Consider the following 26995-nt stretch of genomic DNA (forward strand, 5'->3'; position numbering starts at 1 on the left):
CCCTCTCAGCAGTCGCAGCCGCAGGAGTCCCCGCAGCAGCAGCATCCCTCGCCGCACTGGCCGCAGCAGTCGCACGCCTCGCAGCAGTCGCCGCAGTTGTTGCAGAGGGCTTCGCGCCGCTCCCGGCTCCAGGGGTCCTCGTAGGTCCCGCAGCACATCTGGCAGGTGCAGGCGAGACCGGCCCAGACCAGGCATCCGGCGATCAGGCCGCGCCGGTCGCGGGGCGGCCGCGGCGGGGGCGGCGGCGAGCCCGGTCCGCCCGGGGCGTACGGGTCTCCGGGCGGCGCCCCGTACGGGTTGCCCGGCGGCGGTCCGAAGGAGGCGTCCGGGGTCAGCGGCCCCGAGCCCTCCTGGTGCGAGCAGGAGGACGTGCCGAACGCCCGGTCGACCGAGCGGCGCAGTTCGTGCGCGAGCAGGACGTGGACGAGCGTGCCGTCGGCGAACTCCACCTCGCGCAGCGCGAGCCGGACGCCGTGCAGCGCGTCGTCGCAGAGCCGGCGCGCCTCGGCGAGCGGGGTGCCGGTGGCCGTCAGCGGGTTCCAGGCGCCCGCGGCGGCGTCGGCCTCCCGGTCCTCGACGGCGTCCAGCAGGTGGGCGAGGCGCCCGAAGAGCCGGCCGGCCTCCGCGAGCGGGGCCGCGTTCCGCGGCTTCCCGGCGAGGACCGCGGTGTGCGCGAAGGCCGCCGCCGTGGCGGTCTCCGTGGGTTCGGTGACCGTCAGGAGCGGGGTGCCGGGGCCGGCGAGGCTCTCGATGCCGGTCTGCCGGTCCACCGCGTCGACCAGGAGGGCGGTGTCGAAGCCGAGGGCCGCCCCGGTCCGCGCCCCCGCCCGGTCCCATCCGGCCGCCACCCGGCGCGCGGCGGCGGCGACCGGGCGGCGGGCCAACAGCCCGTCCCGGTCGGCGACGTGGTCGCGCACCTTGGCCGAGGCGAGGACGAGCGAGACGGCGGCGGCGAGCCGGGCCCCCTCTCCCCGGGCGACCGGCGCGGTGCGCATGGCGCGCAGCGGGCAGGGGCCGGCGGTGCGCCGGCCCGCGGGTGTGCGGCCCGCCTGAGCCTCCGTCAGGACGGAGACGATCAGGCCGTCATAGTTCGTCACGATGCGGGCGAACTGTCCGTGATCCGCCCTCAGGGCCAGGCAGAGGCCGCAGAGATGGGCCATCCACTCGGCCCTGAGGCCGTCGGAGAGCCGGTGGGTGCAGGGCCTGACGATTCCGAACACGACGATCCCCCGTGAGCCGTCCAGCCGGTGCGCGACGCTCGCGCACCGGAGCGTCGTGCATCGTATCCAGCCACCCGTTCACCCGTACGTCGGCAGGATCACCCGTACGGCCCGAAGCATCATATTTTCTTTTTTCAACCCCCCTTATGTGGGACGAACCCTGACGAACCGCCACATCCTCTGCACCAGTCACGTCACGAATCGCCTGCGAGCCGACTATCTACTTGGCGCGGTATCCGCATCATGGACGACCATAGGGATACGAAAGAGATGCGGAACACGACAGAACCGCGGTGAGAGGAGGCATCCATGGGATCGGTGCGCAAGGCAAGTGCCTGGCTGGGCCTCGTGGAGGACAACGACGAGCGGTACTACGACGACGAGTACAACGACGGCCCGGAGACCGGCACGGGGAACCACGCCTGGGTCACCGACCCCCGGGTGCAGGTGGCCGCCGAGGCGGCCGAGGAGCAGGACCGGCGGATCGCGACGGTCACCCCGGACAGCTTCCGGGACGCGCGGGCCATCGGCGAGCTGTTCCGCGACGGCGTCCCGGTGATCGTCAACCTCACGGCCATGGACCCCGCCGACGCCAAGCGCGTGGTGGACTTCGCCGCCGGGCTGATCTTCGGTCTGCGCGGTTCGATCGACCGGGTGGCCACCCGGGTCTTCCTGCTCTCCCCCGCCGACACCCAGGTGGTGGCGGGCGAAGCCGCCGGCCGGAAGGCCGACGGCTTCTTCAACCAGAGCTGAGCAGGGCGCTCGCCGGAAGCGGATCCGGTCAACGCCGCCGGTCGGCGCGTGCGCTCCCGCGCACCTCCGTCACCGGAAGGCGTCGAGACCGGTGAGCGCCTTGCCCAGCACCAGCTGGTGCATCTCCACGGTCCCCTCGTAGGTGAGCACCGACTCCAGGTTCGTCGCGTGCCGCATCACCGGGTACTCCAGCGAGATCCCGTTGGCCCCCAGGATCGTGCGCGCGGTGCGGCAGATCTCGATGGCCTCCCGCACGTTGTTGAGCTTGCCGAAGCTGACCTGCTCCGGCCGGAGCGCCCCCGCGTCCATCCGGCGGCCGAGGTGGTGGGCGAGCAGGATGCCCTTGTGCAGCTCCAGCGCCATGTCCGCCAGTTTGGCCTGGGTGAGCTGGAACCCGCCGATCGGCCGGCCGAACTGCTCCCGGCCCCGCGCGTAGTCGAGGGCCGCCTCGAAGCTGGCCCGCGCCGCGCCCATGGACCCCCAGACGATGCCGTACCGCGCGTGGCTGAGACAGCTCAGCGGGCCGCGCAGCCCCTTCGCGTCCGGCAGCACCGCGTCGGCGGGCAGCCGCACCTCGTCCATGACGAGTTCACTGGTGACGGAGGCGCGCAGCGACCACTTGTGCCGGATCTCCGGGGCCGAGAACCCGGGGGCGTCCGTCGGCACGACGAACCCCCGGACGCCCCGGCCGTCCTCGCCCTCGTCGGTCTGCGCCCAGACGACGGCGACCCCGGCGACCGAGCCGTTGGTGATCCACATCTTGCGGCCGGTGAGGATCCAGTCCTCGCCGTCGCGCCTGGCGTACGTCCGCATCCCGGCCGGGTCGGAGCCGTGGTCGGGCTCGGTCAGCCCGAAGCATCCGATGGTCTCGCCGGCCGCCATCCCGGGCAGCCACCGCTGCCTCTGCTCCTCGGAGCCGTAGCGGTGGATCGCGTACATGGCGAGCGAGCCCTGTACGGAGACGAGCGAGCGGATCCCGGAGTCGGCGGCCTCCAGCTCCAGGCAGGCGAGGCCGTACTGGACGGCGCTCGCCCCGGCGCAGCCGTAGCCCTCCAGGGACATGCCGAGCGCGCCCAGAGCGCCGAGTTCGCGGGCCAGCTCGCGGATGCCCGGCAGCTCGCCCTTCTCGTACCACTCGGCGATGTGCGGCAGGACGCGGTCGGCGGCCCAGGTGCGGACGGTGTCGCGGATCGCGAGGTCGTCGGGGCCGAGCAGGTCGTCGATGCCGAGGGGATCCGTGGCGTCGAACGGCGGGAGCTTCGACGGCTTCGCGGACTCGGTGCTGGACATGAGGGTGCCTCCGGCGGCTCGCACGGTGCTCGGAGGACCGGGATACGCCCCCGCCCTCCGAAAACTAGCAGTGGTAGTCAGGGCGTCGTGCTGACGTTACGGCTCAGTGTGCCGCTCGTCCAGAGCCGGTCGCCTCGGCCGGTTCGCGACGCGCGGGCACCTTCGGACGCGGGACCGCCCGGTCGGGTCCGGGCGTCCGGGGGCCGGGCGGCGAGGCCCCGGCCCTCTCCGCCGCGGGCTCCGCGAGAGCCGGGCCCGCCTCCGCCCCGGCCCCCTTCGCCGCGGGCTCCGCGAGGGCCGGGTCCGCCTCCTTCGCCGGGCAGTCCATGGCCCTCGGCAGCCGCAGCGCGGCCAGTGCCCCGATCAGCAGGAGACCGGCGCTGACGAGAAGGGTGATGTGGAGGCCGTCCACGAAGGCGTGCCGGGCGGTGGAGCGCAGGAGGTCGCCCGTCGGGCCGCCCAGACGCGCGGCCACCTGGTACGCCTCGCCCAGGGAGTGCGAGGCCGCCGCTCCGGCGCGGGCGGGGACCCCCTGCTCGTGGAGGGAGGCGAGGCCGGGGGCGTACGCGGCGTTCATGACGCTGCCGAGCAGCGCGATGCCGAGCCCCGCGCCGAGCTGGTAGGAGGTCTCGCCTATCGCCGCCGCGCCGCCCGCCCGCTCCGGCGGGGCGTCGCTCAGCATCGACTCGTACGCCCCGAAGAGCGTGGTCTGCAGGCCGAAGCCGAGCAGGATGAAGCCGCAGGTGAGCAGGGCGGGCCGGTCGTGCTGGCCCATCGAGGTGAGGAGCAGCACCGAGGCGGCGGTGAGGACGAAGCCCCAGCCGACCATCCGGCGCGGCCCGAGGCGACGCAGGGTGTACGAGCCGGTGGCGCCGGCCGCCATCGCCGCGAAGGTGAGCGGCAGCAGCCGCAGCCCGGTCTCCAGCGGGCTGAGCCCGAGCACCAGCTGGAGGTACTGGACGGCGATGAGCTGGAGGCCGACCAGGGCCAGCATGGCGAGCACGATGCAGCCCACGGCGGTGGAGAACGCCGGTCGGGCGAACATCGTGACGTCGATCAGCGGGTGCCTGCGGCGCCTCTGCCGGCGCACGAAGAGGATCAGGAGCGCCAGACCGAGGGCCAGCGGTACCAGCGCGACCGGATCCAGGAGGCCCGCGCCGCCGCCCAGCCGCTTGACGCCGAGGACGACGCCGAGCACCCCGGCCGCGGCCATCAGCGCGCCCAGCACGTCCCACGGGCCGTCCTGGCCGCCGCGCGACTCGGGCAGCAGCCAGCGGGCCAGCGGCAGGATCACGGCCATCAGCGGGATGTTGATCAGGAAGACCGAGCCCCACCAGAAGTGCTCGACCAGGAAGCCGCCGACGACCGGCCCGGTGGCGGCGCCGACCGCGGCGACCGCGGTCCAGACCCCGATGGCGAGCGCCCGCTCCCGGCGGTCGGGGAAGACCTGACGCACGATCGACAGTGTGGCGGGCATGATCATCGCGCCGCCGACGCCGAGCAGCGCGCGGGCCGCTATCAGGACGGACGGTGAGTCCGCCGTCGTGGCGATCGCGGACGCCACGCCGAACAGCGCGTAGCCGATGAGCAGCACACGGCGTCTGCCGACCCGGTCACCCAGGGTGCCGAAGAGGATGAGGAGCGAGGCGCAGACCAGGGGGTAGGCGTCGACGATCCACAGGAGGGCGGTGCCGCTCGGGCGGAGGTCCTCGGTGAGGGAGGGGACGGCGACGTGGAGCACGGTCGCGTCCAGCGCGACGACCAGGAGGCTGAGGCAGAGGACCACGAGGACGACCCAGCGGTTGGCGCCGTCGGCGGCCCGGCGCAGTCGGCCACCGGCCGTGGTCGTCCCGGACATCTGCCTACCTCCCGATGAGTCCTCGCGCTCGGCGGGCCGGCGGCGACGCGGGGTGCGCGTCCCTCGGGCCCGGCATCGACGGGCGAGTGAAGCGTCAGCGTACGCGAGTTCGGTGAGGTCACACGTGGTCCACGTCATACCCCGGCCCGCCGCACAGTGTGGCGTACGCCATTTCGCGGCCGGCCGGGGGCTCCCCTCCGCAGGCGTGCGGAGGCCCGTCCCGGCGAGGCCCCACCGAGGGTCCGCCGGGGTCCCCGCCGGTGCACACGGACGGCAGTGAGGCCCGGGGCGGCCTCCCCCGAATGGCGGTATCAATTGCCGGGGATTCGGCTGCGGTTATTTTTTCGAGAGATCAAACACGCGGCCGAACGGAACCGGCGGGCAATCCTTCGGGCAATAGGGCCCACGGTCCCGGTGATTGTTCTCCGGGGCCGGAAAAGGGCGCCTCTCTGAGACGAAGTCCACATCACATCGTCATCACAAAGCGGCCGGTTCGGCCTGCTCCCACACTCACTCGCTGTAACGTCGATTGGGTGCGTACCGACATCTTTGCCCGGCTGGACCGGGAGCCGGAACCGCCGAAGATAGAGGCACCGCGGATGAGCCGTCACCGCATCGCCCTCTTCGGCGGGACGCTGGCGTTCTACGTCGCCATCGTCTGGGCGGTGCTGATCACCTCCTGGCTGGTGGCCCTGGACTGGAAGGTCATGCTGTTCCGGCCCTACCAGCAATGGCCGGAGCTGCACGCCTTCCTCGACTACTACGTCGTGCTCGGTCAGCGCGGCCCCACCGCCGTCATGGTCGCCTGCTGGCTGGGCTGGCGCTCCTGGCGGCAGCACACCCTGCGGCCGCTGCTGGTCCTCGGCACGTCGCTGCTGCTGCTCAACGTGACGGTGGGCGCGGTCAAGCTGGGGCTCGGGCGGCTCGGCCCGCATTACGCGACGCAGATCGGCTCGGCGGAGATGTTCGCCGGCGGCGATATATTTCCCTCCGGGCACACCGCGAACGCCGTGGTGACCTGGGGAATCCTCGCCTATCTGGCCACCACGCCCCGTGCCCGGCGCTATCTGTCGGCCGTCTCCGCGACGGTCTCGCTCGGCGTCGGCCTGACCACGGTCTACATCGGTACGCACTGGCTCAGCGACGTCCTGCTGGGATGGGCGGCCGGACTGCTCATCCTGCTGGCGCTGCCGTGGTTCGAGCCGCTGATCGCCCGGGCCGAGATGTGGATTTTCGCGATGCGCGAGCGGGGGCGGGAGCGGTGGCGCGAGCGGCGCGGCGGGGCCCGCCCGGCGTCCGCGCCCGGCCGCGGACCGCAGCCGGTGCTCCTGCCGCAGTCGATGGCGACCGACGGCCCGGCCGCCGAGGCCGTGGCGACCGCCGCTCCGGGGCCGGTCCTGCCCGCCGGACACGCGGGAACGGCCCTCCGGGCGCGGGCCCACACCGGGCACCCCGCGCGGCCGGGCGGTATGCCGGTCGCCCCGGCCGGGGTCCGGCGTCCGCCGCCGCACAACGACCGGGGACCGCGCGCCGGCAGCCCGGCGCGCCCGATGACCGGCGGCTGATCCGGCCGCAGGCCCCCTTGTACGTCGAAGGCCCCCACCGCGGTGGGGGCCTTCGACGTACAAGGGGGCCTGGACTCAGCCCGGCCAGCAGCGCGTCACGGCGCCGTCCTCGACCTGGAAGTTGATGCGGCCGTGCCGGAACTCCATGGTGAGGAACGTGCCCGGCGGGACCGCCCGGACCGTGTCCCAGCCGCGGCTCCTGGCCTGCTGTTCGGCCGCGTCGGCGGCGAGGCCGACGTACGCCTCGGTGTCGTCGTCCGGCTGTGCGGGAGGGGTCGGTTGAGATGCCATGCCTTCACCGTAGGCGGCCCCGGACCATGACGGAAGGCCGGGCCGGACGGGTCCGCCATCGCATCTCCACGTGCCGCGCCGGTCACGCTTGTGTCACAAGATCCCCACACCGATATACGCCATTCCGCCCGCCGCGACAGGCCGATCCGGGGAAGCCGCGCGCAATAGCCATCCATTCCGTCCATCCGCCCGAAAAGATGTTCGCCACCTTGCGAAAACAGGGACATGACCTGCTTCTTTTCCCGCTCCGCCGGGCGGTCGGCGAATGACCGGTACGGCCGGATTTTCCGCCCTCTCAAGCCCCCCTTTCCTTTCTCCACGCTTTCCCCACATACCGGGTGGACGCGACGGCGGGTGTTCGAGCCCACACCACACCCCGTCTTCTCAGCGGCCCGCCGGTGCGGGTTCCAGCCGGAGGCAGAAGTCGTTGTCGGCGGAGTAACACGGGGTGGCGAGCACTCCGGGGGCGGCCGGGAAGCCGGGGTAGACGAAGGACGTGTGGCGGGACCACACGTCGTCGAGGATCCGGGAGATCCGCACCCCCTTCGCGCCCGCCGCCGGGACCAGCCACAGCTGCCAGAGCTGCGCCTCGGGCACCGGCCCGGCGGCCGGCGGGGCGTAGGGCAGGGTGAACGTGAAGGAGCCCGCGGACCCGGCGGCCGGGGTGAGGGGAACGGTGTGGGTCCGGGCGGGGTCCCCCGGCAGCCGTGCCTCCACCGCGGCGCCCTCCCCCGCGGTGGCCCCGTACAGCAAGCCCTCGACCGTCATGCCGTCCGGACCGGCGAGGACGGCCCCCGCCTCGGCGTGCGGGGCGCGGACCCAGCAGCGCAGGGCGAGCCGGCCGTCGACGGTCGGGTACGGCACCCGGGTGCTGACGCCCGGAGCCCCGGTGTCCGGGCTACGGTCGACGAGGGCCCTCAGGTCCCGCAGCCCCGGCTCCAGGGCCCGGGTCCCCTCGACCCCCCGCTCCTCGACGTAGGCGTCCCAGCGCCCCTCGGCCAGCCGTGTCGAGGCCGGGAGCACCGCGCGCAGCCGCCCGGGGCCAAAGTCGCCGAGCGGTATGCGCACCGTGCCGCCGGGCTTGGCGCCCGCCGCGCCCCGGCGGCGCAGGAGCAGCGTGGACGCGGGCGCGGCGGCGACCGGGCCGGTCAGGACGAAGGTAAGCGTTCCGGCCGGATCGGCGGCGCAGTCGGCCCGTACGGCGGTGGTGCTCATGAGGTCCTCCCCTTGCGGAGTACGTCGGCGGCCTTGTAGCGCAGGGCGTACGCTCCGTCGAGGACACCGCCCCGGGTGCGGTGCAGCGCGGTGCGCAGGGCGCCGTGCCCGCGCCCCTGGGCGCCGCGGGCGACGAGCTCGGAGAACAGGCTCTCGTGGCGCTCGGCGATCCTCGCCGGGTCGAAGCGGGCCGAGGCGGTCAGCGCGGCGGCGCCCATCCGGTGGCGCAGGTCGTCGTCCTCGATCAGCTGGAGCAGCGCGGCGGCGATCGCGTCCGGGTCGCCGACCGGGACGAGCCGGCCGTCGACGCCGTCCTCGACGATCTCGGCCGGTCCGTGCGGGCAGTCGGTGGCGACGACCGGCAGGCCGCCGCGCATCGCCTCGACGATGGTCATGCCGAAGGACTCGCGGTCCGAGGTGACGGCGGCGATCGACCCCTTGGGCCACTCGGCCTCCATCGGGTTGGCCGATCCCATCAGGAAGACGTGGTTGTGCAGGCCGAGCTCGTCGACGAGGGAGTGCAGCGCGGCCCGTTCGTCACCGGTCGCGTCGCCGCCGCCGTAGATGCGCAGCCGCCAGTCGGGGCGGGCCGCGGAGACCTGGGCGAAAGCGCGCACCAGCAGGTCGTACCGCTTGACGCGGTGCAGCCGGCCCGCCGCGACGACCCACTTCAGGTCGCCGTCCGCGGGCGGGCAGGCGGGCTCGGGAACGGCGTTGGGGACGGCCTCGATCCGCACGCCCGGAAGCTTCAGCCGGGCGCGGTAGTCGTCGGCGTCGGCGCGGGTGACGGTGGTGAGCGCGTCGAGCATCGTGTAGCGGTGGGCGATCTCGCGGCGCAGCCGGTAGCCGTGGCTGTCGAGGGTCAGGTGCTCCTGCCCGACGCGCACCGGTCCGCGCCGGGTCTGCCGGCTGATCTGGACGTTGAGGCCGGGCCGGGTGCCGACGACGACGTCCGCCTCGGTGGTGCGCAGGTGCGCGGCGATACGGGCGTCGGTGAGGCGGCTGTACTGCTTGTGCCGGCTGTCGCCGCGCGGGAAGACCGTGGCGGGCCGGGCGTGGTCGGGGTCGCCGCCGTCGTAGGTCGCGCTCTTCTTCCGCAGATCGACGAGGTGGCGCAGCGTCACACCCTCGGGCGCGCCGAGGACGGGGGCGTCCCGGTGCCGGAAGACCGACACGATCTCGACGTCGTGCCGCTCCGCGAGCGTACGGGCGAGCGTGAACGTCGTCCGGATGGTCCCCCCGATTCCGTAGGCATTGTGCAGAAGGAAAGAAATATGCATGGTGTCGCTTTTTCCCCTGTCGACCGACCTTGTCATGGCGGCGCTTCCCGGCGGATTCTCCGTCCGAAATGCACCGGGAAATCCCGGGGCTTCCGCGCATGCGCGCGCGGTGTCCCCGTTCCGCCGCCGGACCGCCACTGACCTGCGGGTTCCGGAACGATGAAATCCGGTTGCCGGTGACACCCGAAAATAACGGGACCGCGCGCGCAGGCCGTCGTGGTAGTGAGCGGGTCGCCTACCCGCCACCCGTTCGCCGACACTTCCCCCGTGCTTGACGTAGGAAAATGCCGGGAGGTTGCCCGCGCTTCCCGAAAAAGATTCCCCACCGCCCGCCCGGGCCGCCCGCCGACCGGCCCGGAGCCCCGCTGAGGCCGCCCGCCGACCGGTCCGGGCCCGGTTCCGGCCGGTGGAGGACCGGCAGGTGTCGACAGCTCTCTACGACGATGTATCGATCCCGGCCGGTCTTTTCGCACTTCCGTCCGCCCCGTGCGTGACCCCTTCCACGAACCGGCGTTGTCCTTGGTAAGGGCCGGGAACCACCCGGCCCGCGCACCGAGTTCGAGGAGCCCCCGTGCCGCGCATGCTCGACGTCAGCCAGGACGTACGCGCCGAGATCGGCGACGACGAAGCCGACCGGCTGCTCGTCGGCGACAACGCCCCGGGCAGTTACGACTGCACCTCCTGCCGGACCCCCGGCGACTCCGACCAGGAGCGCACCAGCACGGTGCTGTTCGTCGGCGACGAGACCGCCGTCCTCGCCTTCGCCCACGCGACGTGCATCCCCTCGCAGGTCGTCAGGGTGGCCGAGGACCAGCTCCAGGGCGCGGTGCGCAGCATCACCGGCAGCGAGCGGAACAACACGGAGGGGCTCATGCCCGAACAGGCCGTCCTCGGCATCACCAGCGGACTCGTGCTCATCGAGGACGATCTGCGCCCGGCGCTGGTCGTCGAACCGACCGGACCGGTCGCCCGGCCCGGCACCGACGGGAGCGGGGGCGACGAGTTCCTCCAGCTCCTGCTGGAGCAGGGCTTCCGCCCGGCCCCCGACATGAACCGGCTGCCGGAGGTCCTGCCCGGCTGGTCCGTGCTGCTGGCGGTGGGCCGGCTCCACGCGGTGCTGCAGCCGAGCGCCGGCGGCGGCAACCCGGTCGCCTGGTGGCAGGCCCACCAGCCGCTCCAGGTGACCGAGGGCTGGCGGGCCGCGGTCAACAAGTCGCAGCAGGTCCTCGTCTTCGCCGCCCCGGCCGGCACCATCGGCCAGCAGCCGCGCGAGGACCTGCTGCGGGACGCCCTGGAGAAGGCCGCGGCCAACGGGGTCCTGGTCGCCGCGGCGATGCCGCTGGCCGGGACCTGAGCATGTCCGCCCCGCTCGGGCGCTCCCGTCGTGCGGCGTTTTCTCCGGCGCGGCCGCATCCGACGGGCGACGAGGTCGTTGGCACCTACGTGCACTCATACGACTCCCCTCGCCAGCATCAGAGTCAGATTCCCGCCATGCGTCCCGCGCAGGATCCGTCGGGGGGCGTGTCCCCCACGCCGATCTACGACGCGCTGTACTCCGAGTACCGGCGCTCGTTCCGGGCCTTGCCGGGCGATCGGAGCGGCGAGGAGAACCTCTCCTTCCCGGCGTTCAGCGCGGGCTTCTTCGCCACCAGGGCCCCGCTGGGCGGCTATCCGGGCCACGACGGCCGGGGCGGAAGCGGCAGCGGCGGCGGCGGCGGGCAGAGCCAGCACACCGGCGGCATCGGCTCCTGGCAGCGGGTCGGGCGGCACGCGGGGCGCCCCCGCCCCGCCGCCCTGCCCCCCGGTTCCGGCCCCCGGGACTCCTGAGACCCGCCCCGGAACCCGACGGGCACGGACCGTACGACGAAGCCCCGGACCGCTCGCTCCGTGCGAGAGCGGTCCGGGGCTTCGTCGTACGGCCGGGCTACTTCTTGGGGTTGCGGCCGCGCTTCTCGCGGACCCGCACGGAGATGTGGATCGGGGTGCCCTCGAAGCCGAACTCCTCGCGCAGCCGGCGCTCGATGAAGCGGCGGTAGCCGTGCTCCAGGAAGCCGGAGGCGAAGAGCACGAAGCGCGGGGGCTTGGTGCCCGCCTGGGTGCCGAAGAGGATGCGGGGCTGCTTGCCGCCGCGCACCGGGTGCGGGTGGGCGGCGACGATCTCACCGAGGAAGGCGTTCAGCCGGCCGGTGGGGACGCGGGTCTCCCAGCCCTCGATCGCGGTCTCGATCGCCGGGACCAGCTTCTCCATGTGGCGGCCGGTGACGGCCGAGACGTTGACGCGCGGGGCCCAGGAGATCTGCGCCAGCTCCGTCTCGATCTCGCGCTCCAGGTAGTAGCGGCGCTCCTCGTCGAGGGTGTCCCACTTGTTGAAGGCGACGACGACAGCGCGCCCGGCCTCCACGGCCATGGTGACGATGCGCTGGTCCTGGACGCTGATGGACTCGCTGGAGTCGATCAGGATGACGGCGACCTCGGCCTTCTCCACGGCGGCGGCCGTACGCAGCGAGGCGTAGTAGTCCGCGCCCTCCTGGAGGTGGACGCGGCGGCGGATGCCGGCCGTGTCGATGAACTTCCAGGTGATGCCGCCGAGGTTGATCAGCTCGTCGACCGGGTCGCGGGTGGTGCCGGCCAGTTCGTTGACGACGACGCGGTCCTCACCGGCGACCTTGTTCAGCAGGGAGGACTTGCCGACGTTCGGGCGGCCGATCAGGGCGATCCGGCGGGGGCCGCCGAGCGCCGTGCCGAACTTCTGGGCCGGGGCCTCCGGCAGCGCCTCCAGGACGGCGTCCAGCATGTCGCCGGTGCCGCGGCCGTGCAGCGAGGAGACCGGGTAGGGCTCGCCGAGCCCGAGCGACCACAGCGCGGTGGCGTCGGCCTCGCCGCTCTGGCCGTCGACCTTGTTGGCGCACAGGACGACGGGCTTGCCGGCCCGGCGCAGCAGCTTGACGACGGCCTCGTCGGTGTCGGTGGCGCCGACGGTGGAGTCGACGACGAAGACGACCGCGTCGGCGGTCTCGATGGCGTACTCGGCCTGGGCGGCGACGGAGGCGTCGAGGCCGAGGACGTCCTGCTCCCAGCCGCCGGTGTCGACGACCTTGAAGCGGCGTCCGGCCCATTCGGCCTCGTAGCTGACGCGGTCGCGGGTGACACCGGGCTTGTCCTGCACGACCGCCTCGCGGCGGCCGATGATCCGGTTCACCAGCGTCGACTTGCCGACATTGGGGCGGCCGACGACGGCGAGCACGGGGAGCGGGCCGTGACCGGCCTCGTCCAGGGCGCCCTCGACCTCCTCGGGGTCGAAGCCCTCCTGCGCGGCGAGCTCCATGAACTCCGCGTACTCGGCGTCGCCAAGTTCTCCGTGCTCGTGGCCCGAGCCCTCGGAGTGAATCTGGTCGTTCATGAAGTCCGTTCCTCTTTGCATCATCATCGATGGACCACGATCAGCGCGGTCCACTACTCAAGTCAGGTCAAGTCTCGCCTATCGCCCGGTGAGGCGCTTGGCGGTTTCCAGGTGGGCGGTCAGCTTCGCCTGGATCCGCAGCGTCGCCTCGTCCAGCGCCTTGCGCGTACGCCGCCCGTCGCCGGCGCTCGCGTCGAACGCGTCACCGAAGACGACGTCGACCCGGCTGCGCAGCGGGGGCAGCCCCCGTATCAGCCGTCCCCGGCGCTCGGTGCTCCCCAGCACCGCCACGGGGACGATCGGAGCCCCTCCCCGTACCGCGAAATAGGCGAGTCCGGCGCGCAGCGAGGCGAAGTCGCCCTCGCCCCGGGTGCCCTCCGGGAAGATCCCGAGGGCTCCGCCGTCCGCCAGCACGCCGAGCGCGTGGCCGATGGCGGTGCGGTCGACGACCCGGCGGTCCACCTCGATCTGGCCGATCCCGTGCAGGAACGGGTCGAGGGGGCCGACGAACGCCTCCTTCTTGATCAGGAAGTGCACCGGGCGGGGTGCGGTGCCCATCAGCATCGGGCCGTCGATGTTGTGGGAGTGGTTCACCGCGAGGATGACGGGTCCGGCGGCGGGCACCCGCCAGGCGCCGAGGACCCGGGGCTTCCACAGCCCGTACATCAGGCCGATGCCGATGGCCCGCCCGACGGCCGCTCCGCGCAGCGTGGGCGCGCCCGTGGCATCGCTCACGCGGCGACCCGCTTCCCCTCGACGAGGGTGACGACGCACTCGATGACCTGCTGGAGGGTCAGCTCGGTGGTGTCCACCTCGACGGCGTCGTCCGCCTTGGCGAGCGGGGAGGTCTTGCGGCCGGAGTCGGCGGCGTCCCGCTTGATCAGGGCCTCACGGGTGGCGGTCAGGTCGGAGCCCTTGACCTCGCCGCTGCGGCGGGCGGCGCGGGCCTCCGGGGAGGCGGTGAGGAAGATCTTGAGGTCGGCGTCGGGCAGGACGGTGGTGCCGATGTCCCGGCCCTCGACGACGATGCCGCCGGTCGCGGCGGCCGCGATGGAGCGCTGGAGCGCGGTGATGAGGGTGCGCACCTCGGGGACCGCGCTGACGGCGCTGACCTTGGAGGTGACCTCCTGGGTGCGGATCGGGCCGGAGGCGTCCACGCCGTCGACGGTGATCGTCGGGGCGGAGGGGTCGGTGCCGGAGACGATCACGGGCTTGGCGGCGGCGGTGGCGATCTGCTCCGGATCGCTCACGTCGACGCCGTTGGTCAGCATCCACCAGGTGATGGCCCGGTACTGCGCGCCCGTGTCCAGGTAGCTCAGGCCGAGCGCGGCGGCGACGGCCTTGGAGGTGCTCGACTTTCCGGTGCCCGAGGGCCCGTCGATGGCGACGATCACGGAGGAGCGTGCGGTTTCCACGGTGGTGGACACCTTCCTGGTACACGGGGCGGGGACGTACGGGCCTGGGAACGGCCTCGTACCAGGTTACCGAGTGCCGGGCGCGCCCATGTACCCCGTACGGGTCAGCCGGACCTCCCGGCTGCGGCCTCCGCCGGGGCGGGGCGGATCGCGCGGGCGCGGCGACGCCCCGCCCGGCCGGGGGCGCCCCGCTCGGCCGGGGCGGGTCAGCCGCGGATCGACCAGCCGCGTTCCCGGAGCGCCGCTTCGAGGACCGGGGCGGCGCTGGGTTCGACCATGATCTGGACGAGGCCCGCCTGCTGGCCGGTGGCGTGCTCGATGCGGACGTCCTCGATGTTGACCCCGGCCCGGCCCGCGTCGGCGAAGATCGCGGCCAGCTCGCCCGGCTTGTCGCCGATGAGCACGGCGACGGTCTCGTACGCGGTGGGGGCCGCGCCGTGCTTGCCGGGGACCCTCACGCGACCGGCGTTGCCGCGCCGCAGGACGTCCTCGATGGTGTGGGTGCCCGCGCTCCGCTTCCCCTCGTCGGCGGAGCCGAGCCCGCGCAGCGCGGCCACGGTCTCCTCCAGGTCGGCGGCGACCCCGGCGAGCACGTCCGCGACCGGGCCGGGGTTGGCGGAGAGGATCTCCACCCACATCCGGGGGTCGGAGGCGGCGATCCGGGTGACGTCGCGGATGCCCTGGCCGCACAGCCGTACGGCGGTCTCGTCGGCCTCCTCCAGCCGGGCGGCGACCATGGAGGAGATCAGTTGCGGGGTGTGCGAGACGAGGGCGACGGCCCGGTCGTGGGCGTCGGCGTCCATGACGACGGGGACGGCCCGGCACAGGGCGACCAGCTCCAGCGCCAGGTTGAGCACCTCGGTGTCGGTGTCCCGGGTCGGGGTGAGGACCCAGGGCCGGCCCTCGAAGAGGTCGGCGGTGGCGGCGAGGGGGCCGGAGCGCTCCTTGCCGGCCATCGGGTGCGTGCCGATGTACGCGGCGAGGTCGAGGCCGAGCGCCTCCAGCTCGCGGCGCGGGCCGCCCTTGACGCTGGCGACGTCCAGGTAGCCGCGGGCGACCCCGTCGCGCATGGCGGTGGCGAGGACGTGGGCGGTGTGCGCGGGCGGTACGGCGATCACGGCCAGGTCGACCGTCCCCTCGGGCGCCTCGTCCGTGCCGGCTCCGAGGGCGGCGGCGGTGCGGGCGGACCCGGGGTCGTGGTCGGCGAGGTGGACGTGGACGCCGCGGCCGGCCAGTGCGAGGGCGGCGGAGGTGCCGACGAGCCCGGTTCCGATGACGAGGGCGGTTCTCACTGGGCGATGTCCTTGCGCAGGGCGGCGGTGGCGCCGAGGTAGACGTGGCTGATCTCGGCGCGCGAGAGGTAGGTCTCGACGTGCACGAGGATACGGACGACGCGGGGCATGGCGCCCTCGACGTCCAGCTCCTGCGCGCAGATCAGCGGGACGTCGACGATGCCGATCCCCCGGGCGGCGGCGGCCGGGAAGTCGCTGTGCAGGTCGGGGGTGGCGGTGAACCAGATGCTGATGAGGTCGTCGGCGACGATCTCGTTGCGCTCCAGGACGGCGGTGAGCAGCTCACCGACCCGCTCGGCCATGTGCCCGGCCTCGTCCGCGTCCAGCTGGACGGCGCCCCGGATCGCTCGTACCGCCACGTCGTGCTCCTCGCTCCTCGCCGGTTCCTCGCGTCCCACCCTAGATCGGCCGGGACGGAGGCGGTCACGGCGTTCCGTCCGTGAGACGGGCGCGGGCGTGCGGGTAGCCTCACGGCCATGATCAGCGCCGCCGACGAGGCTCTCGTACGCGACCACACGGTGTACGCCTGTGTGATGGGCTCGCGCGCGTTCGGCCTGGCCACCGAGGACAGCGATACGGACCGGCGCGGGGTGTTCCTGGCCCCCACCCCGCTGTTCTGGCGCTTCGACAAGCCGCCGACGCATGTGGACGGGCCCGCTCCGGAGCAGTTCTCCTGGGAGCTGGAGCGCTTCTGCGAGCTGGCGCTGCGGGCCAATCCGAACGTGCTGGAGTGCCTCCACTCCCCCCTCGTGGAGTACGCGGACGGCACCGGCCGCGAGCTGCTGGCGCTGCGCGGGGCGTTCCTGTCGCGGCTCGCGCACGGCACGTTCGTCCGGTACGCGCTGGGTCAGCGCCGGAAGCTGGAGGCGGACGTGCGGGTGCACGGGGCACCGCGCTGGAAGCACGCGATGCACCTGCTGCGGCTGCTGGCGAGCAGCCGGGACCTGCTGCGCACGGGCGAGCTGCGCGTGGACGTGGGCGACGCCCGCGAGGAGCTGCTGGCGGTACGGCGGGGCGAGGTGAGCTGGCCGGAGGTGGAGCGCCGCATGGACCGCCTCGGCGCCGAGAACGACGAGGCGGCGTCCCGCACCCCGCTGCCGCCGGAGCCGGACCGGGCGGCCGTGGAGGACTTCCTCGTACGGACCCGTCGGGCGTCGGCGGCGCGGGGGGCGTCCGGCTGAACGGGCGGGCGGTGGGCGCACCGCTGCACGGCCGGGTGGGGCGCCCTCGGGGCTCAGGAGTCCCAGAGCGCCGCCAGGGACAGCAGGTCGCTGCGGTACTCGATGCGCTCGGACCACTCCTTGGGCCAGGCCGCCGCGCCCAGGTGCGCCCCGGCGAGGGCGCCGGTCAGGCAGGCGATCGAGTCGGAGTCGCCCCGGGTGCAGGCGGCCCGGCGCAGGGCGGTGACGGGCTCGTCGGGGAAGAGCAGGAAGCAGTGCAGGGCGGTGGCGAGGGCTTCCTCGGCGATCCAGCCGTCCCCGGTCCGCTCGCACGGGTCGGTCTCCGGCGACGGGTCGCGCAGGGCGTCCCGGACGGTCTCCAGGGCCGCCAGGCACTCGTCCCAGCCGCGCTGGATGTACGCCTGCGGGGTGGCGTCGCCGGCGCGGGTCCAGAGGTCGCCGAGCCAGCGGGCGTGGTAGCGGCCCCGGTTCTCGACGGCGTAGCTGCGCAACTGCCCGATCAGGCCGAGGGGCTCGCAGCCCTGGGCGAGCAGGAGGACCGCGCGGGCCAGCAGGTCGGAGGCGGCGAGCGCGGTGGGGTGGCCGTGGGTGAGGGCGGCCTGGAGCTGGGCGGCCCCGGCGCGCTGTTCGTCGCTGAGGCCGGGGACCAGGCCGACGGGGGCGACGCGCATGTTGGCGCCGCAGCCCTTGGAGTCGAGCTGGCTGGCCTCCTGCCAGATCCGGGTGTGTTCGAGCAGGCGGCAGGCGGTGAGGCAGGTGTTGCCGGGGGCGCGGTTGTTGTCCGGCGCGTGGTACCAGGCGACGAACTCGGCGCTGACCGGGCCGGCCATGCGCTCGGGGGTGAGCAGGCCGCTGTCCATGGCGGTCCGGATGCCCCGGCCGAGCGCGATCGTCATCTGGGTGTCGTCGGAGACGACGGCGGGCGTCATGAGGGGCAGCTGCCGCCAGGGGCCGAACTTCGCGAGGATCGAGGGCACGTCGTTGAACTCGGTGGGGAAGCCCAGGGCGTCGCCGAGCGCGAGCCCGGTGAGGACGCCGGTCGCGGCCTGCTTGGTCACGGGCGGGGTGGCGAGGGTCATCGGTCGTGTCCTTCCGTTGCGGAGGAGGGGGCGGCGGGGTCGGTCCGCGGCGGGCGCAGCAGGGGCGGGTGCAGGGCGGTGGCGTCGCCCGCGCGGTGGAGTGCGGCCGGTTTGCCCCGGCCGCCGGTGCGGCGCGGCGGGCCTTCGACGGCCTCGACGAAGCCGGGCGCGTTCAGGACCTTGCGCCGGAAGTTGGGGCGGTCCAGCTCGACGCCCCAGACCGTCTCGTAGACCTGCTGGAGCTCCCCGAGGGTGAACTCGGCGGGGCAGAACGCGGTGGCCAGGCTGGTGTATTCGAGCTTGGCGCCGATCCGGTCGCGGGCGTCGGCGAGGATCCGGTCGTGGTCGAAGGCCAGCGGCCCGGCGCCGTCCGCGTCCCACCACCGGGCGGACGCGGCGTCGCCGCCGCCGCGCGGTTCGGGCAGGTCCGGCAGGAGGGCGGCGTACGCGACGGAGACGACCCGCATCCTCGGGTCGCGGTCCGGGTCGGTGTAGGTCCGCAGCTGTTCGAGGTGGAGGCCGCCGACCGTGTCCGGGCCGAGGCCGGTCTCCTCGGCGAGCTCGCGGCGGGCGGCGTCCTCGGCGCACTCGCGGGGCAGCAGGAAGCCGCCGGGCAGCGCCCACCGGCCGCGGAAGGGCTCCTGGCCGCGTTCGACGAGCAGGACGTGCAGCCGGGCCTCGCGGACGGTGAAGACGGCGAGATCGACGGTGACGGCGAACGGGGCGTAGGCGTACGGGTCGTAGCCGTCGGGGGCGGGGGTGGTCATCGTTTCTCCGGAAGGGGCGCGGCGAAGTCCCAGCCGGTGGCGAGGAGTTCGTCGACGGCGGCGACCGCGGCGGCGAGCCGGGCCTCGGGCGGCCCGGTCATCTCGACGAACCGCCTGCCGGTGCGGGTGAGTTCGGCGCGGAACCGGTCGGTCATCCAGGGGCGCAGCTCCTCGCCGTCGCGCAGTCCGTCGTCCTCGAAGGCGACGCCCTCGTGGTCGGTGAGGAGCCACAGGTGGTGGTCGACCCGGTCGGCGATCTCCTCGACGAGCGGGTTGCGGCCGCCGACGTACCGCTCGTGCCAGACGGTGGTGGCGAAGGAGTCGGTGTCGCAGACGAGGACCGGGGATCCGGCGCGGGCGGCGGCCTCCTCGCGGTCGTTCTGGGTCCGGGCGATGAGGGGGAAGTCGTCGGTGGTGAAGACGACGTCCTCCCAGGCGGCTCCGGGCCATCGTTCGCGCAGGGCGGCGAGCTTGTGCTCGCTGTACTCGCGCCCGTACTCGGCGACGTAGCCCGTGCGGGCCCAGACTCCGCCGCGCGCCCGGTAGTGGGCGGCGAGCGCGCGGGCGAGGGTGGTGGTGCCGGTGGACTCCGCGCCGAGGACGACGACCCGGCGCGCGAGGGCGGCCCGTACGGGCGGCTGGAGGAAGTCCCAGCAGCCGGCGGGGTCCGCGCGCACGGCGGTGCCGGAGACCGGGAAGAGCGTGCGGTCGGGGTCGACGAGGACGGACGCGGCGCCGAAGCGGCGGCCCAGCTCCTCCCCGTACGCCTCCGAGGTGAAGACCGCGTCCACGGGCTCGGGCACGGCGGCGGTGAAGACGGCCATGTGCGCGTCCCAGACGGCGGGGTCGGTGACGTCCATGTGCGTGTCGTCGACCGCGCCGACCACCGTGGCGTCCGGGTGCGCCTCGCGCATCCAGGCGACCCGGTCGGCGAGCGGCACGGACTCGACGGAGGCGGCGCAGACCAGGACGGTCAGCCGCTCGCAGCGGTCCTGGGCGGTCCGGACGAGGTGGTGGTGGCCGGCGTGCGGCGGGTAGAACTTGCCGAGGACCAGGCCGTGTCCGTAGCGCTTCACGCGGCCACCTCCACCGGGCGGGCCGCGCGGGCGGTCAGGTCGCGGTGCCAGTTGCGCAGGCCGGCCAGGCAGAGCGCGAGGAATCCGGCGTACAGCAGCGAGGTCAGGTACAGCCCCTTGTGGGCGTAGAGCGGGATGTAGACCACGTCGGCGGCGATCCACAGCCACCAGGACTCCAGCCGCTTGCGGCACTGCCCGTAGGTGGCCATCAGCGACAGGGACGTGGTCAGCGCGTCCCAGAACGGGACGGTGGAGTCGGTCGCCCGCGCGAGCAGCAGCGTGATCGCCGCGGTCCCCACCACCCCCGCCGCGAGGAGCCAGGTCCATTCGGCACGGGTCGTTCTGCGCACCGGCAGGACGGCGGAGCCTGATCCACCCCCGTGGGTCCAGGTCCACCAGCCGTACGCGGCGAGGGTGATGAAGACGATCTGGAGGCCGGCGTCGGCGTACAGGCCGGACTGGGCGAACAGCAGGATGAAGAAGACGTTGTTGGCGATGCCGATCGGCCAGTTGGCGATGTGCTGGCGGGCCACGAGCCAGACGCACAGCGCCCCGCTGCCGAAGCCGAGCACCTCGGTCCAGCTGACCGGGGTGTCCAGGACGGTCACCAGGGGTTGTCGCAGGGGTTCGAGTACGTCCGCGAGACTCACGCCCGCCTCCTTCTTAATAGTCACTATGACTATAAAGGTTGGACGGGGACGGCGAAAGGCCCGCGGCCGGTTCTGTTCGACACTCCTGAACAGAACCGGCCGCGGGCCTTCGTACGGGGTGGGGCGCTGCTACAGGCCGACCTCGCGCATCAGCATGCCGACCTCGGTGTTGGTGAGGCGGCGCAGCCAGCCGGACTTCTGGTCGCCCAGCGGGATCGGCCCGAAGGACGTCCGCACCAGGCGCTCCACCGGGAAGCCGGCCTCGGCCAGCATCCGGCGGACGATGTGCTTGCGGCCCTCGTGGAGGGTCACCTCGACCAGGTAGTTCTTGCCGGTGTTCTCGACGACGCGGAAGTGGTCGGCGCGGGCGTAGCCGTCCTCCAGCTGGATGCCGTCCTTGAGCCGCTTGCCGAGGTCGCGCGGCAGGGGGCCCTGGATGGCGGCCAGGTAGGTCTTCTTCACGCCGTACTTGGGGTGCGTGAGGCGGTGGGCCAGCTCACCGTGGTTGGTGAGCATGATGATGCCCTCCGTCTCGGTGTCGAGCCGGCCGACGTGGAACAGCCGCGTCTCGCGGTTGGTCACGTAGTCGCCGAGGCACTGGCGGCCGTCGGGGTCCTCCATGGAGGAGACGACGCCGGCGGGCTTGTTGAGCGCGAAGAACAGGTACGACTGCGCGGCGACGGTCAGGCCGTCGACCTTGATCTCGTCCTTGTGGACGTCCACGCGCATGCCCTGCTCGACGACGATCTCACCGTTGACCTCGACGCGCGCCTGGTCGATCAGCTCCTCGCAGGCACGCCGCGAGCCCATGCCGGCGCGGGCGAGGACCTTCTGCAGCCGCTCGCCCTCCTCCTCGGCGCCCGGGTGGGTCTTGGGCAGCTTGATGTCGGGCTTGTTCGCGTACCGGTCGCGGTTGCGCTGCTCGATCTTGGCGTCCAGCTCGCGGGGGCGCGAGGGGGCGCCGCCGCGCCGGAAGCCGGCGCCGCGGGGGCCGCCGCCCTGCGCGGGCTTCGGGCCGCCCTTGGCGCCGCCGCGGGCCGCCGCGCCGCGTCCCTTGCGGGGGCCGTCCTGGCCGTCCCGGGCGCCGGGGGCGTCGTTGCCGACGTCGTAGCGGCGCTCCTCGGGGCGGGGGCGGCGCGGACGCTGGTCCTGCTCGTCGCGTCCGCCCTGGAAGCCCTGACGGCCGCCGGGGCCGCCGGAACGGCCGCCCTGACCGCCCGGACGCCCGCCCTGGCCGCTGCCGCCGCGTCCGCCGCCGCCGGGACCGCCGGAGCGTCCGCCCTGACCGCCGCCCTGGCCCTGACGGAAGGACCCGCCGCCACTGCGGCCGCCCTGGCCGCGTCCGCCGCCGCCCTGACCGCCGGGGCGACCGCCCTGGCCGCCGCTGCCGCTTCCGCTGTTCCTGCCACTGCTTCGCATCAAAATTCCGTCTTGTCGTCTGCGTGAGTATCCGGGGTGTCCGGTGCGTCCGGATCGAACGACGGCACACCCTCTAGCGTCTCAGCCTCGATCGCGTCCGCCTCAGGGAGGAAGGGCGCGAGCTCCGGGAGCTCGTCCAGGCCGCGCAGGCCCATGCGCTCCAGAAAGTAGTTCGTCGTCCTGTACAGGATCGCACCTGTTTCGGGTTCCGCGCCCGCCTCGGCCACCAGACCCCTCTGCAGGAGGGTCCGCATGACCCCGTCACAGTTGACTCCGCGTACCGCCGAGACCCGCGAACGGCTCACCGGCTGCCGGTACGCGACCACCGCCAGCGTCTCCAGCGCGGCCTGCGTGAGCCGGGCGTGCTGGCCGTCCAGGACGAAGCCCTCCACCGCCGCCGCGTACGCGGGGCGGGTGGAGAACCGCCAGCCGCCCGCGACGAGCCGCAGCTCGAAGCCCCGGCGCTGCACGGTGTACTCGTCGGCCAGCTCCCGCAACGCGTCCGCCACGGCCCGGCGGGGGCGCTGGAGGACCTTGGCGAGGTGGTCGACGGTGGCGGGCTCGTCGACCACCATGAGGACCGCCTCCAGGGCGGGCTTGAGATCGAGCGAGGCGACCTCGGTCACGTCCCGCTCCCGGTCCGGCTGCTCACTCATCCCGTACGCCCTCCTCGTCGGGCCCGCCGCCCGGCTCCTGGTCGAACTCGTCCGTCAGCACCGGCTCCGCACCCTCCCCGCCGCACCAGGCCACCAGCAGCTCGCCCAGCGCCTCGTCCTGGTCGAGGGTGACGGCCTTCTCGCGGTACAGCTCCAGCAGGGCCAGGAACCGGGCGACCACCGTGAGGGTGTCCGCCGCGTCCTCGGTCAGCGCCGCGAAGCTCACCGCCGTCCCGGCCGCGCGCAGCCGCTCCACCACCAGGCCCGCCTGCTCCCGGACGCTGACCAGCGGGGCGTGGATGTGGTCCACGTAGACCTGCGGTTTCGGCTTGGGCCGCATGGCCTTGACCGCGAGCTTCGCGAAGCCGTCGGGCCCGATGCTGATGACCACGTCGGGCAAGAGGGCCGCGTGCTGGTCCTCCAGCCCGACCGTACGGGGATGGCGGCGGGCCTCCGACTCCAGGCGGTCCTGGAAGATCTCCGCGATCCGCTTGTACGCGCGGTACTGGAGCAGCCGCGCGAAGAGCAGGTCCCGCGCCTCCAGGAGCGCGAGGTCGGCCTCGTCCTCCACCTCGGCGGCGGGCAGCAGCCGGGCGGCCTTGAGGTCCAGCAGGGTGGCGGCGACGACGAGGAACTCGGTGGTCTGGTCGAGGTCCCAGTCGGGGCCCATGGCGCGGATGTACGCCATGAACTCGTCGGTGACCTCGGACAGGGCGACCTCGGTCACATCGAGCTTGTGCTTGGAGATGAGCTGGAGGAGGAGGTCGAAGGGGCCCTCGAAGTTCACCAGCCGCACGGTGAAGCGCCTGCCGTCCCCCTCGGCCGCCCCGGACTCGCCCTCGGGCGCGGATTCCTCGGCGGCCCCGGGCTCGCCCCGGTCCTCGGCGCCGGCCCCGGTCACGTCCACGGCGTCCGGGCCCGGCTCCGGAACCGCTCGCGCGGGCTCCCCCACCGCCTCGGGAGCTTCCTCCGCCGAGGCCGCCGGAACCGCCGAGGCCGCCGAGGCCGCCGAGGCCGCCGGAACCGCCGAGGCCGCCGAGGCCGCCGGAACCGCCGAGGGCATCAGGGCCGCCGGAACCGGCGGCGCCGCCACGCCCGGCCCCCGTCCCAGGGCGCGTCGGCGCGGGGCGGCGGGGTCGTCGGGCGTGGGCATGGTGGTCCAGGGGGGGGTGGGGCGGCGGCGCGGGCGGGTCCCGGCGGCCGGGGGCAGGGCCTGTGGTCACCTTCCCGTCGTCGCCCGAAGGGCGGCCGGGCGGCGTCCGGTGCGCGGCGTCGCGAGGCGCCGGGACGGTCGCGTAGCGGAGCTACTCGGCCGTTTCGGCAACGCCGCGAACGCGCGTGCCAGGCGTCGCCCGGCACGCGGGAAGGTGACGACAGGCCCTGGGGCAGCAGGCTACCCGCGCCGTGGCGCTCAGCGGCCGCGCAGCCGCCGTACGAGGATGCTCGCGTCGCCCCGGGACTCCAGGTCGGCCAGGACCACCGCCACCGCCTCGCGGACGATACGGCCGCGGTCGACGGCGAGGCCGTGTTCGCCGCGCAGGACGAGCCGGGCGTGTTCGAGGTCCATCAGCTCCTCGGCGGAGACGTAGACCGTGATCTTCTCGTCGTGGCGTTCCCGGCCGCTGGGGCGGCGGTTGGCCCCGCGCCCCGCACCGCGCCTGCGCTGCGGCTGGACCGCCGCGGCCTGCTCGGCGGGCGCGGCGGCGGCCCGTTCGTCGGAGGCGGCCCCGGCGGCGGCCGGGCGCTCTCCCTCGCCGCCCCTGCCGCGTGCGTCGGCGCCGTCGGCGCCGGCCGCGCCGTGCTCCTCACGGCCGGGCTGCGGGGCCGGGCCGGAGGGGTCGCTCTCCCCGGCGGGCGCGGGGACCCGCGGCTCGCCGTTCGCCTTGCGCCGCCGCTCCGCGGGGGAGGACGGCTGGAGGCCCATCCCGCCTCCGGTGGTACGGAACAGTTCGTCGGCCCCGGGCAGACTCACTCGGCGTGACACCGGGCGAGCACCTCCCTGGCGAGCTGTCGATAGGCGGCCGCGCCGACCGAGTTGGAGGCGTACGTGGTGATGGGCTCGCCGGCGACCGTGGTCTCCGGGAAGCGGACCGTGCGCCCGATGACCGTGTGGTAGACGTGCTCGTCGAATGCCTCGACCACGCGCGCGAGGACCTCGCGGCTGTGCACCGTACGGGAGTCGTACATGGTGGCGAGGATGCCGTCGAGCTCCAGCTCCGGGTTGAGCCGCTCCTGGACCTTCTCGATGGTCTCGGTGAGCAGCGCCACCCCGCGCAGCGCGAAGAACTCGCACTCCAGCGGCACTATGACCTTGTGAGCGGCCGTCAGGGCGTTCACGGTGAGCAGGCCGAGCGAGGGCTGACAGTCGATCACGATGTAGTCGTAGTCGGCCATCAGGGGCTTGAGGGCGCGCTGGAGCGTGGACTCGCGCGCCACCTCGCTGACGAGCTGCACCTCGGCCGCGGAGAGGTCGATGTTGCTGGGCAGCAGGTCCATGTTCGGGACCGCCGTCTTGAGCAGCACGTCGTCGGCCGTCATGCCCCGCTCCATGAGCAGGTTGTAGACGGTGAGGTCGAGCTCCATCGGATTGACCCCGAGGCCCACGGAGAGGGCGCCCTGCGGGTCGAAGTCGACGAGCAGGACCCGGCGTCCGTACTCCGCGAGCGCGGCGCCCAGGTTGATGGTCGACGTGGTCTTGCCGACGCCGCCCTTCTGGTTGCACATCGCGATGATCTTCGCGGGGCCGTGCTCGGTCAGGGGTCCCGGGATCGGGAAGTACGGCAGGGGCCGTCCGGTCGGGCCGATGCGCTCGCGGCGCTGGCGCGCGGCGTCGGGCGCGAGGGTGGCCGCGTACTCCGGGTCGGGCTCGTACTCGGCGTCGGGGTCGTAGAAGTGCCCCTCGGGCACCTCGGCGAAGTCGGCGAAGCGGTCGGTGTCCCGGCTGCTCTCGTTGCCGGCCGTGGCGTTCACGTGTGGGCCGTCCATCGTCTGGGGGGCTGTCGTCATGTGCTGTTGGGTGGCGAAGGTGCGGACCGCGACGGAGCCGACAGCTTCGAGCCCGGTCGGGCTCAGACCCCGTACAGGCATCCCTGGTTGACCACCCCCAGGAGTAATTGTCGACTCATTCACAAGTCGTCTTACCTCCTCGGGCGTGACCAGGAAACTTATCGATAGGTCAGCGTGGCACCATGCCGACGATTGGCGACTCTATGGCGTGTCACCGGTTCGCAGCAACACAATCCGCCGGACCCGACCCGATGTGTCGGCAATCGAACACCCCGCTGTCAAGGGCGCACAGCGACCAAGCCGCACATTTCGCCGCCGAACGAATCGGGTAAAGGGTTACGTTCGAGACGAGTCGCACAAGGGGCGCGCGGGCCCCGACACGCGTCCGGCCGGACCTCGCGGGGCAAGGTCCGGCCGGGCGTGCGATGTTGACGGTGGCGGTTGACCCGTCAGCCGAGGAGCGTGCTCAGCTCGACGTGCGGGAGGCCGTGCGCCTCGGCGACCTCGCGGTAGACGACCTGCCCCTCATGGGTGTTGAGGCCCTTGGCCAGCGCGGCGTCGCGACGCAGGGCGTCGGCCCAGCCGCGGTTGGCGAGCTCCACGATGTAGGGCAGCGTCGCGTTGGTGAGCGCGTAGGTGGAGGTGTTGGGCACCGCGCCGGGCATGTTGGCGACGCAGTAGAAGACCGAGTCGTGGACCTGGAAGGTCGGCTCGGCGTGGGTCGTGGGGTGCGAGTCCTCGAAGCAGCCGCCCTGGTCGATCGCGATGTCGACAAGGACACTTCCGGGCTTCATCTTGGCGACCAGCTCGTTGGTGACCAGCTTCGGGGCCTTGGCCCCGGGGATCAGCACGGCGCCGATGACGAGGTCGGCCTCGACGACGGCCTTCTCCAGCTCGTAGGCGTTGGAGACGACGGTCTGCACCTTGGTGCCGAAGATCTTGTCGGCCTCGCGCAGCTTGTTGATGTCGCGGTCGAGCAGCGTGACGTGGAAGCCCAGGCCGACGGCGATCTGGGTGGCGTTCCAGCCGGAGACGCCGCCGCCGATGACGACGGCCTTGCCGGCGTGGGTGCCGGGGACGCCGCCGGGCAGCACACCGCGGCCGCCGACGGAGCGCATCAGGTGGTACGCGCCGACCTGCGGGGCGAGGCGGCCGGCGACCTCGGACATCGGGGCGAGCAGCGGGAGGGCGCGGCCCGCGGTCTCGACCGTCTCGTAGGCGATGGCCGTGGTGCCGGAGGCCAGCAGCGCGTCGGTGCACTCGCGGGAGGCGGCGAGGTGCAGGTAGGTGAAGAGGGTCTGGCCCTTGCGGAGGCGGTGGTACTCCTCGGCGACCGGCTCCTTGACCTTCAGCAGCAGGTCGGCGGCGGCCCAGACCTCGTCGGCGGTGGCCAGGATCTGCGCGCCCGCGGCGACGTACTCCGCGTCCGGGATGGACGAGCCGACACCGGCGTCGTGCTCGATGACGACCTGGTGGCCGTGGCGGACGAGCTCATGCACTCCGGCAGGGGTGATCGCCACCCGGAACTCGTTGTTCTTGACTTCGCGGGGGATGCCGACCTTCACGTCGATCACGGTCCTTG

Annotated in this window: 26 protein-coding genes; 5 read left to right on the forward strand and 21 right to left on the reverse strand. The window is 73.5% G+C overall.

Annotated elements, in window-relative coordinates:
* Positions 1-5 precede the first annotated feature (5 nt).
* Complete coding sequence (locus IF19_RS0117435; RefSeq protein ID WP_030114265.1) at positions 6-1220, reverse strand: DUF5685 family protein; 1215 nt, start codon at positions 1218-1220, stop codon at positions 6-8.
* Between the two features lie 309 nt (positions 1221-1529).
* Between IF19_RS0117435 and IF19_RS0117440 the strand changes: the two genes are divergently transcribed.
* A complete protein-coding gene (locus IF19_RS0117440; protein WP_030114266.1) occupies positions 1530-1973 on the forward strand; it encodes a cell division protein SepF in 444 nt (147 codons plus the stop codon).
* Positions 1974-2042: 69 nt separating this feature from the next.
* Here IF19_RS0117440 and IF19_RS0117445 read toward each other — a convergent pair whose 3' ends face one another.
* Together IF19_RS0117445 and IF19_RS0117450 are read right to left on the reverse strand one after the other, a co-directional pair.
* Positions 2043-3263 (reverse strand): acyl-CoA dehydrogenase family protein, encoded by a 1221-nt coding sequence (locus IF19_RS0117445; RefSeq protein WP_030114267.1) that lies wholly within the window; start codon positions 3261-3263, stop codon positions 2043-2045.
* Positions 3264-3366: 103 nt separating this feature from the next.
* Positions 3367-5121 carry an MFS transporter gene (locus IF19_RS0117450; RefSeq protein WP_030276392.1) on the reverse strand — a complete coding sequence of 585 codons (1755 nt, stop codon included), beginning with the start codon at positions 5119-5121 and terminating at the stop codon, positions 3367-3369.
* A gap of 533 nt (positions 5122-5654) precedes the next feature.
* Between IF19_RS0117450 and IF19_RS0117455 the strand changes: the two genes are divergently transcribed.
* Entirely contained in the window at positions 5655-6686 is a 1032-nt protein-coding gene (locus tag IF19_RS0117455) for a phosphatase PAP2 family protein (RefSeq protein WP_030114269.1), read from the forward strand.
* 75 nt (positions 6687-6761) lie between these two features.
* On the opposite strand, the gene IF19_RS0117460 is transcribed toward IF19_RS0117455, so the two are convergent.
* The 3 genes from IF19_RS0117460 to IF19_RS0117470 all read right to left on the reverse strand — a co-directional run bounded on the left by IF19_RS0117460 (position 6762) and on the right by IF19_RS0117470 (position 9472).
* A complete protein-coding gene (locus IF19_RS0117460) occupies positions 6762-6977 on the reverse strand; it encodes an I78 family peptidase inhibitor (protein WP_030114270.1) in 216 nt (71 codons plus the stop codon).
* A gap of 384 nt (positions 6978-7361) precedes the next feature.
* Entirely contained in the window at positions 7362-8192 is an 831-nt protein-coding gene (locus IF19_RS0117465) for a hypothetical protein (RefSeq protein ID WP_030114271.1), read from the reverse strand.
* Complete coding sequence (locus tag IF19_RS0117470) at positions 8189-9472, reverse strand: glycosyltransferase family 4 protein (RefSeq protein WP_030276394.1); 1284 nt, start codon at positions 9470-9472, stop codon at positions 8189-8191. The genes IF19_RS0117465 and IF19_RS0117470 overlap by 4 nt, the downstream gene beginning before the upstream one ends.
* A 571-nt stretch (positions 9473-10043) precedes the next feature.
* Here IF19_RS0117470 and IF19_RS0117475 point away from each other — a divergent pair.
* Positions 10044-10826, forward strand: a complete 783-nt coding sequence (locus IF19_RS0117475) for a hypothetical protein (protein WP_030276395.1) — start codon at positions 10044-10046, stop codon at positions 10824-10826.
* 137 nt (positions 10827-10963) lie between these two features.
* Entirely contained in the window at positions 10964-11299 is a 336-nt protein-coding gene (locus IF19_RS0117480; RefSeq protein WP_030114276.1) for a hypothetical protein, read from the forward strand.
* Between the two features lie 97 nt (positions 11300-11396).
* On the opposite strand, the gene der is transcribed toward IF19_RS0117480, so the two are convergent.
* The 5 genes from der to aroH all read right to left on the reverse strand — a co-directional run bounded on the left by der (position 11397) and on the right by aroH (position 15938).
* The gene (gene der / locus IF19_RS0117485) at positions 11397-12872 is read right to left on the reverse strand and encodes a ribosome biogenesis GTPase Der (RefSeq protein ID WP_030120480.1); all 1476 of its coding nucleotides are present in this window, start codon (positions 12870-12872) and stop codon (positions 11397-11399) included.
* A gap of 78 nt (positions 12873-12950) precedes the next feature.
* The gene (locus IF19_RS0117490) at positions 12951-13607 is read right to left on the reverse strand and encodes a lysophospholipid acyltransferase family protein (protein WP_030114278.1); all 657 of its coding nucleotides are present in this window, start codon (positions 13605-13607) and stop codon (positions 12951-12953) included.
* Positions 13604-14299 carry a (d)CMP kinase gene (gene cmk, locus IF19_RS0117495; protein WP_030114279.1) on the reverse strand — a complete coding sequence of 232 codons (696 nt, stop codon included), beginning with the start codon at positions 14297-14299 and terminating at the stop codon, positions 13604-13606. The genes IF19_RS0117490 and cmk overlap by 4 nt, the downstream gene beginning before the upstream one ends.
* A 194-nt stretch (positions 14300-14493) precedes the next feature.
* Positions 14494-15579 (reverse strand): prephenate dehydrogenase, encoded by a 1086-nt coding sequence (locus tag IF19_RS0117500; protein WP_030114280.1) that lies wholly within the window; start codon positions 15577-15579, stop codon positions 14494-14496.
* Positions 15576-15938 (reverse strand): chorismate mutase, encoded by a 363-nt coding sequence (gene aroH, locus IF19_RS0117505; protein WP_030114281.1) that lies wholly within the window; start codon positions 15936-15938, stop codon positions 15576-15578. Before aroH ends, IF19_RS0117500 begins: the two co-directional genes overlap by 4 nt.
* Before the next feature lie 117 nt (positions 15939-16055).
* On the opposite strand from aroH, the gene IF19_RS0117510 reads away from it, so the two are divergent.
* On the forward strand, positions 16056-16760 hold the full coding sequence (locus IF19_RS0117510) for a nucleotidyltransferase domain-containing protein (RefSeq protein WP_030120479.1): 705 nt from the start codon (positions 16056-16058) through the stop codon (positions 16758-16760).
* Positions 16761-16813: 53 nt separating this feature from the next.
* Here the strand turns inward: IF19_RS0117510 and IF19_RS0117515 are convergent, their stop codons facing one another.
* From IF19_RS0117515 to ald, 10 genes are all read right to left on the reverse strand, one after another.
* Positions 16814-17839 carry an ADP-ribosylglycohydrolase family protein gene (locus IF19_RS0117515; protein ID WP_030114284.1) on the reverse strand — a complete coding sequence of 342 codons (1026 nt, stop codon included), beginning with the start codon at positions 17837-17839 and terminating at the stop codon, positions 16814-16816.
* On the reverse strand, positions 17836-18606 hold the full coding sequence (locus tag IF19_RS0117520; protein ID WP_030120478.1) for an NUDIX hydrolase: 771 nt from the start codon (positions 18604-18606) through the stop codon (positions 17836-17838). Before IF19_RS0117520 ends, IF19_RS0117515 begins: the two co-directional genes overlap by 4 nt.
* Positions 18603-19682, reverse strand: coding sequence for an AAA family ATPase (locus tag IF19_RS0117525; RefSeq protein ID WP_030276397.1), 1080 nt, complete (start codon positions 19680-19682; stop codon positions 18603-18605). The genes IF19_RS0117520 and IF19_RS0117525 overlap by 4 nt, the downstream gene beginning before the upstream one ends.
* The gene (gene pnuC / locus IF19_RS0117530; RefSeq protein ID WP_030114287.1) at positions 19679-20332 is read right to left on the reverse strand and encodes a nicotinamide riboside transporter PnuC; all 654 of its coding nucleotides are present in this window, start codon (positions 20330-20332) and stop codon (positions 19679-19681) included. The genes IF19_RS0117525 and pnuC overlap by 4 nt, the downstream gene beginning before the upstream one ends.
* A 129-nt stretch (positions 20333-20461) precedes the next feature.
* Positions 20462-21751, reverse strand: coding sequence for a pseudouridine synthase (locus IF19_RS0117535; RefSeq protein WP_030114288.1), 1290 nt, complete (start codon positions 21749-21751; stop codon positions 20462-20464).
* Positions 21751-22407: an SMC-Scp complex subunit ScpB gene (gene scpB / locus IF19_RS0117540; RefSeq protein ID WP_030192120.1), complete on the reverse strand. Its 657-nt coding sequence runs from the start codon at positions 22405-22407 to the stop codon at positions 21751-21753. Before scpB ends, IF19_RS0117535 begins: the two co-directional genes overlap by 1 nt.
* Positions 22400-23560, reverse strand: a complete 1161-nt coding sequence (locus tag IF19_RS0117545) for a segregation and condensation protein A (RefSeq protein WP_030290023.1) — start codon at positions 23558-23560, stop codon at positions 22400-22402. Before IF19_RS0117545 ends, scpB begins: the two co-directional genes overlap by 8 nt.
* 258 nt (positions 23561-23818) lie before the next feature.
* Positions 23819-24379: a hypothetical protein gene (locus tag IF19_RS0117550; RefSeq protein WP_030192123.1), complete on the reverse strand. Its 561-nt coding sequence runs from the start codon at positions 24377-24379 to the stop codon at positions 23819-23821.
* The gene (locus IF19_RS0117555; protein WP_030114293.1) at positions 24376-25494 is read right to left on the reverse strand and encodes a ParA family protein; all 1119 of its coding nucleotides are present in this window, start codon (positions 25492-25494) and stop codon (positions 24376-24378) included. The genes IF19_RS0117550 and IF19_RS0117555 overlap by 4 nt, the downstream gene beginning before the upstream one ends.
* Before the next feature lie 368 nt (positions 25495-25862).
* On the reverse strand, positions 25863-26978 hold the full coding sequence (gene ald, locus IF19_RS0117560) for an alanine dehydrogenase (RefSeq protein ID WP_030114294.1): 1116 nt from the start codon (positions 26976-26978) through the stop codon (positions 25863-25865).
* Positions 26979-26995: the final 17 nt, after the last annotated feature.

The organism is Streptomyces californicus, from assembly GCF_000717645.1.
Classification (GTDB): Bacteria; Actinomycetota; Actinomycetes; order Streptomycetales; family Streptomycetaceae; genus Streptomyces; species Streptomyces californicus.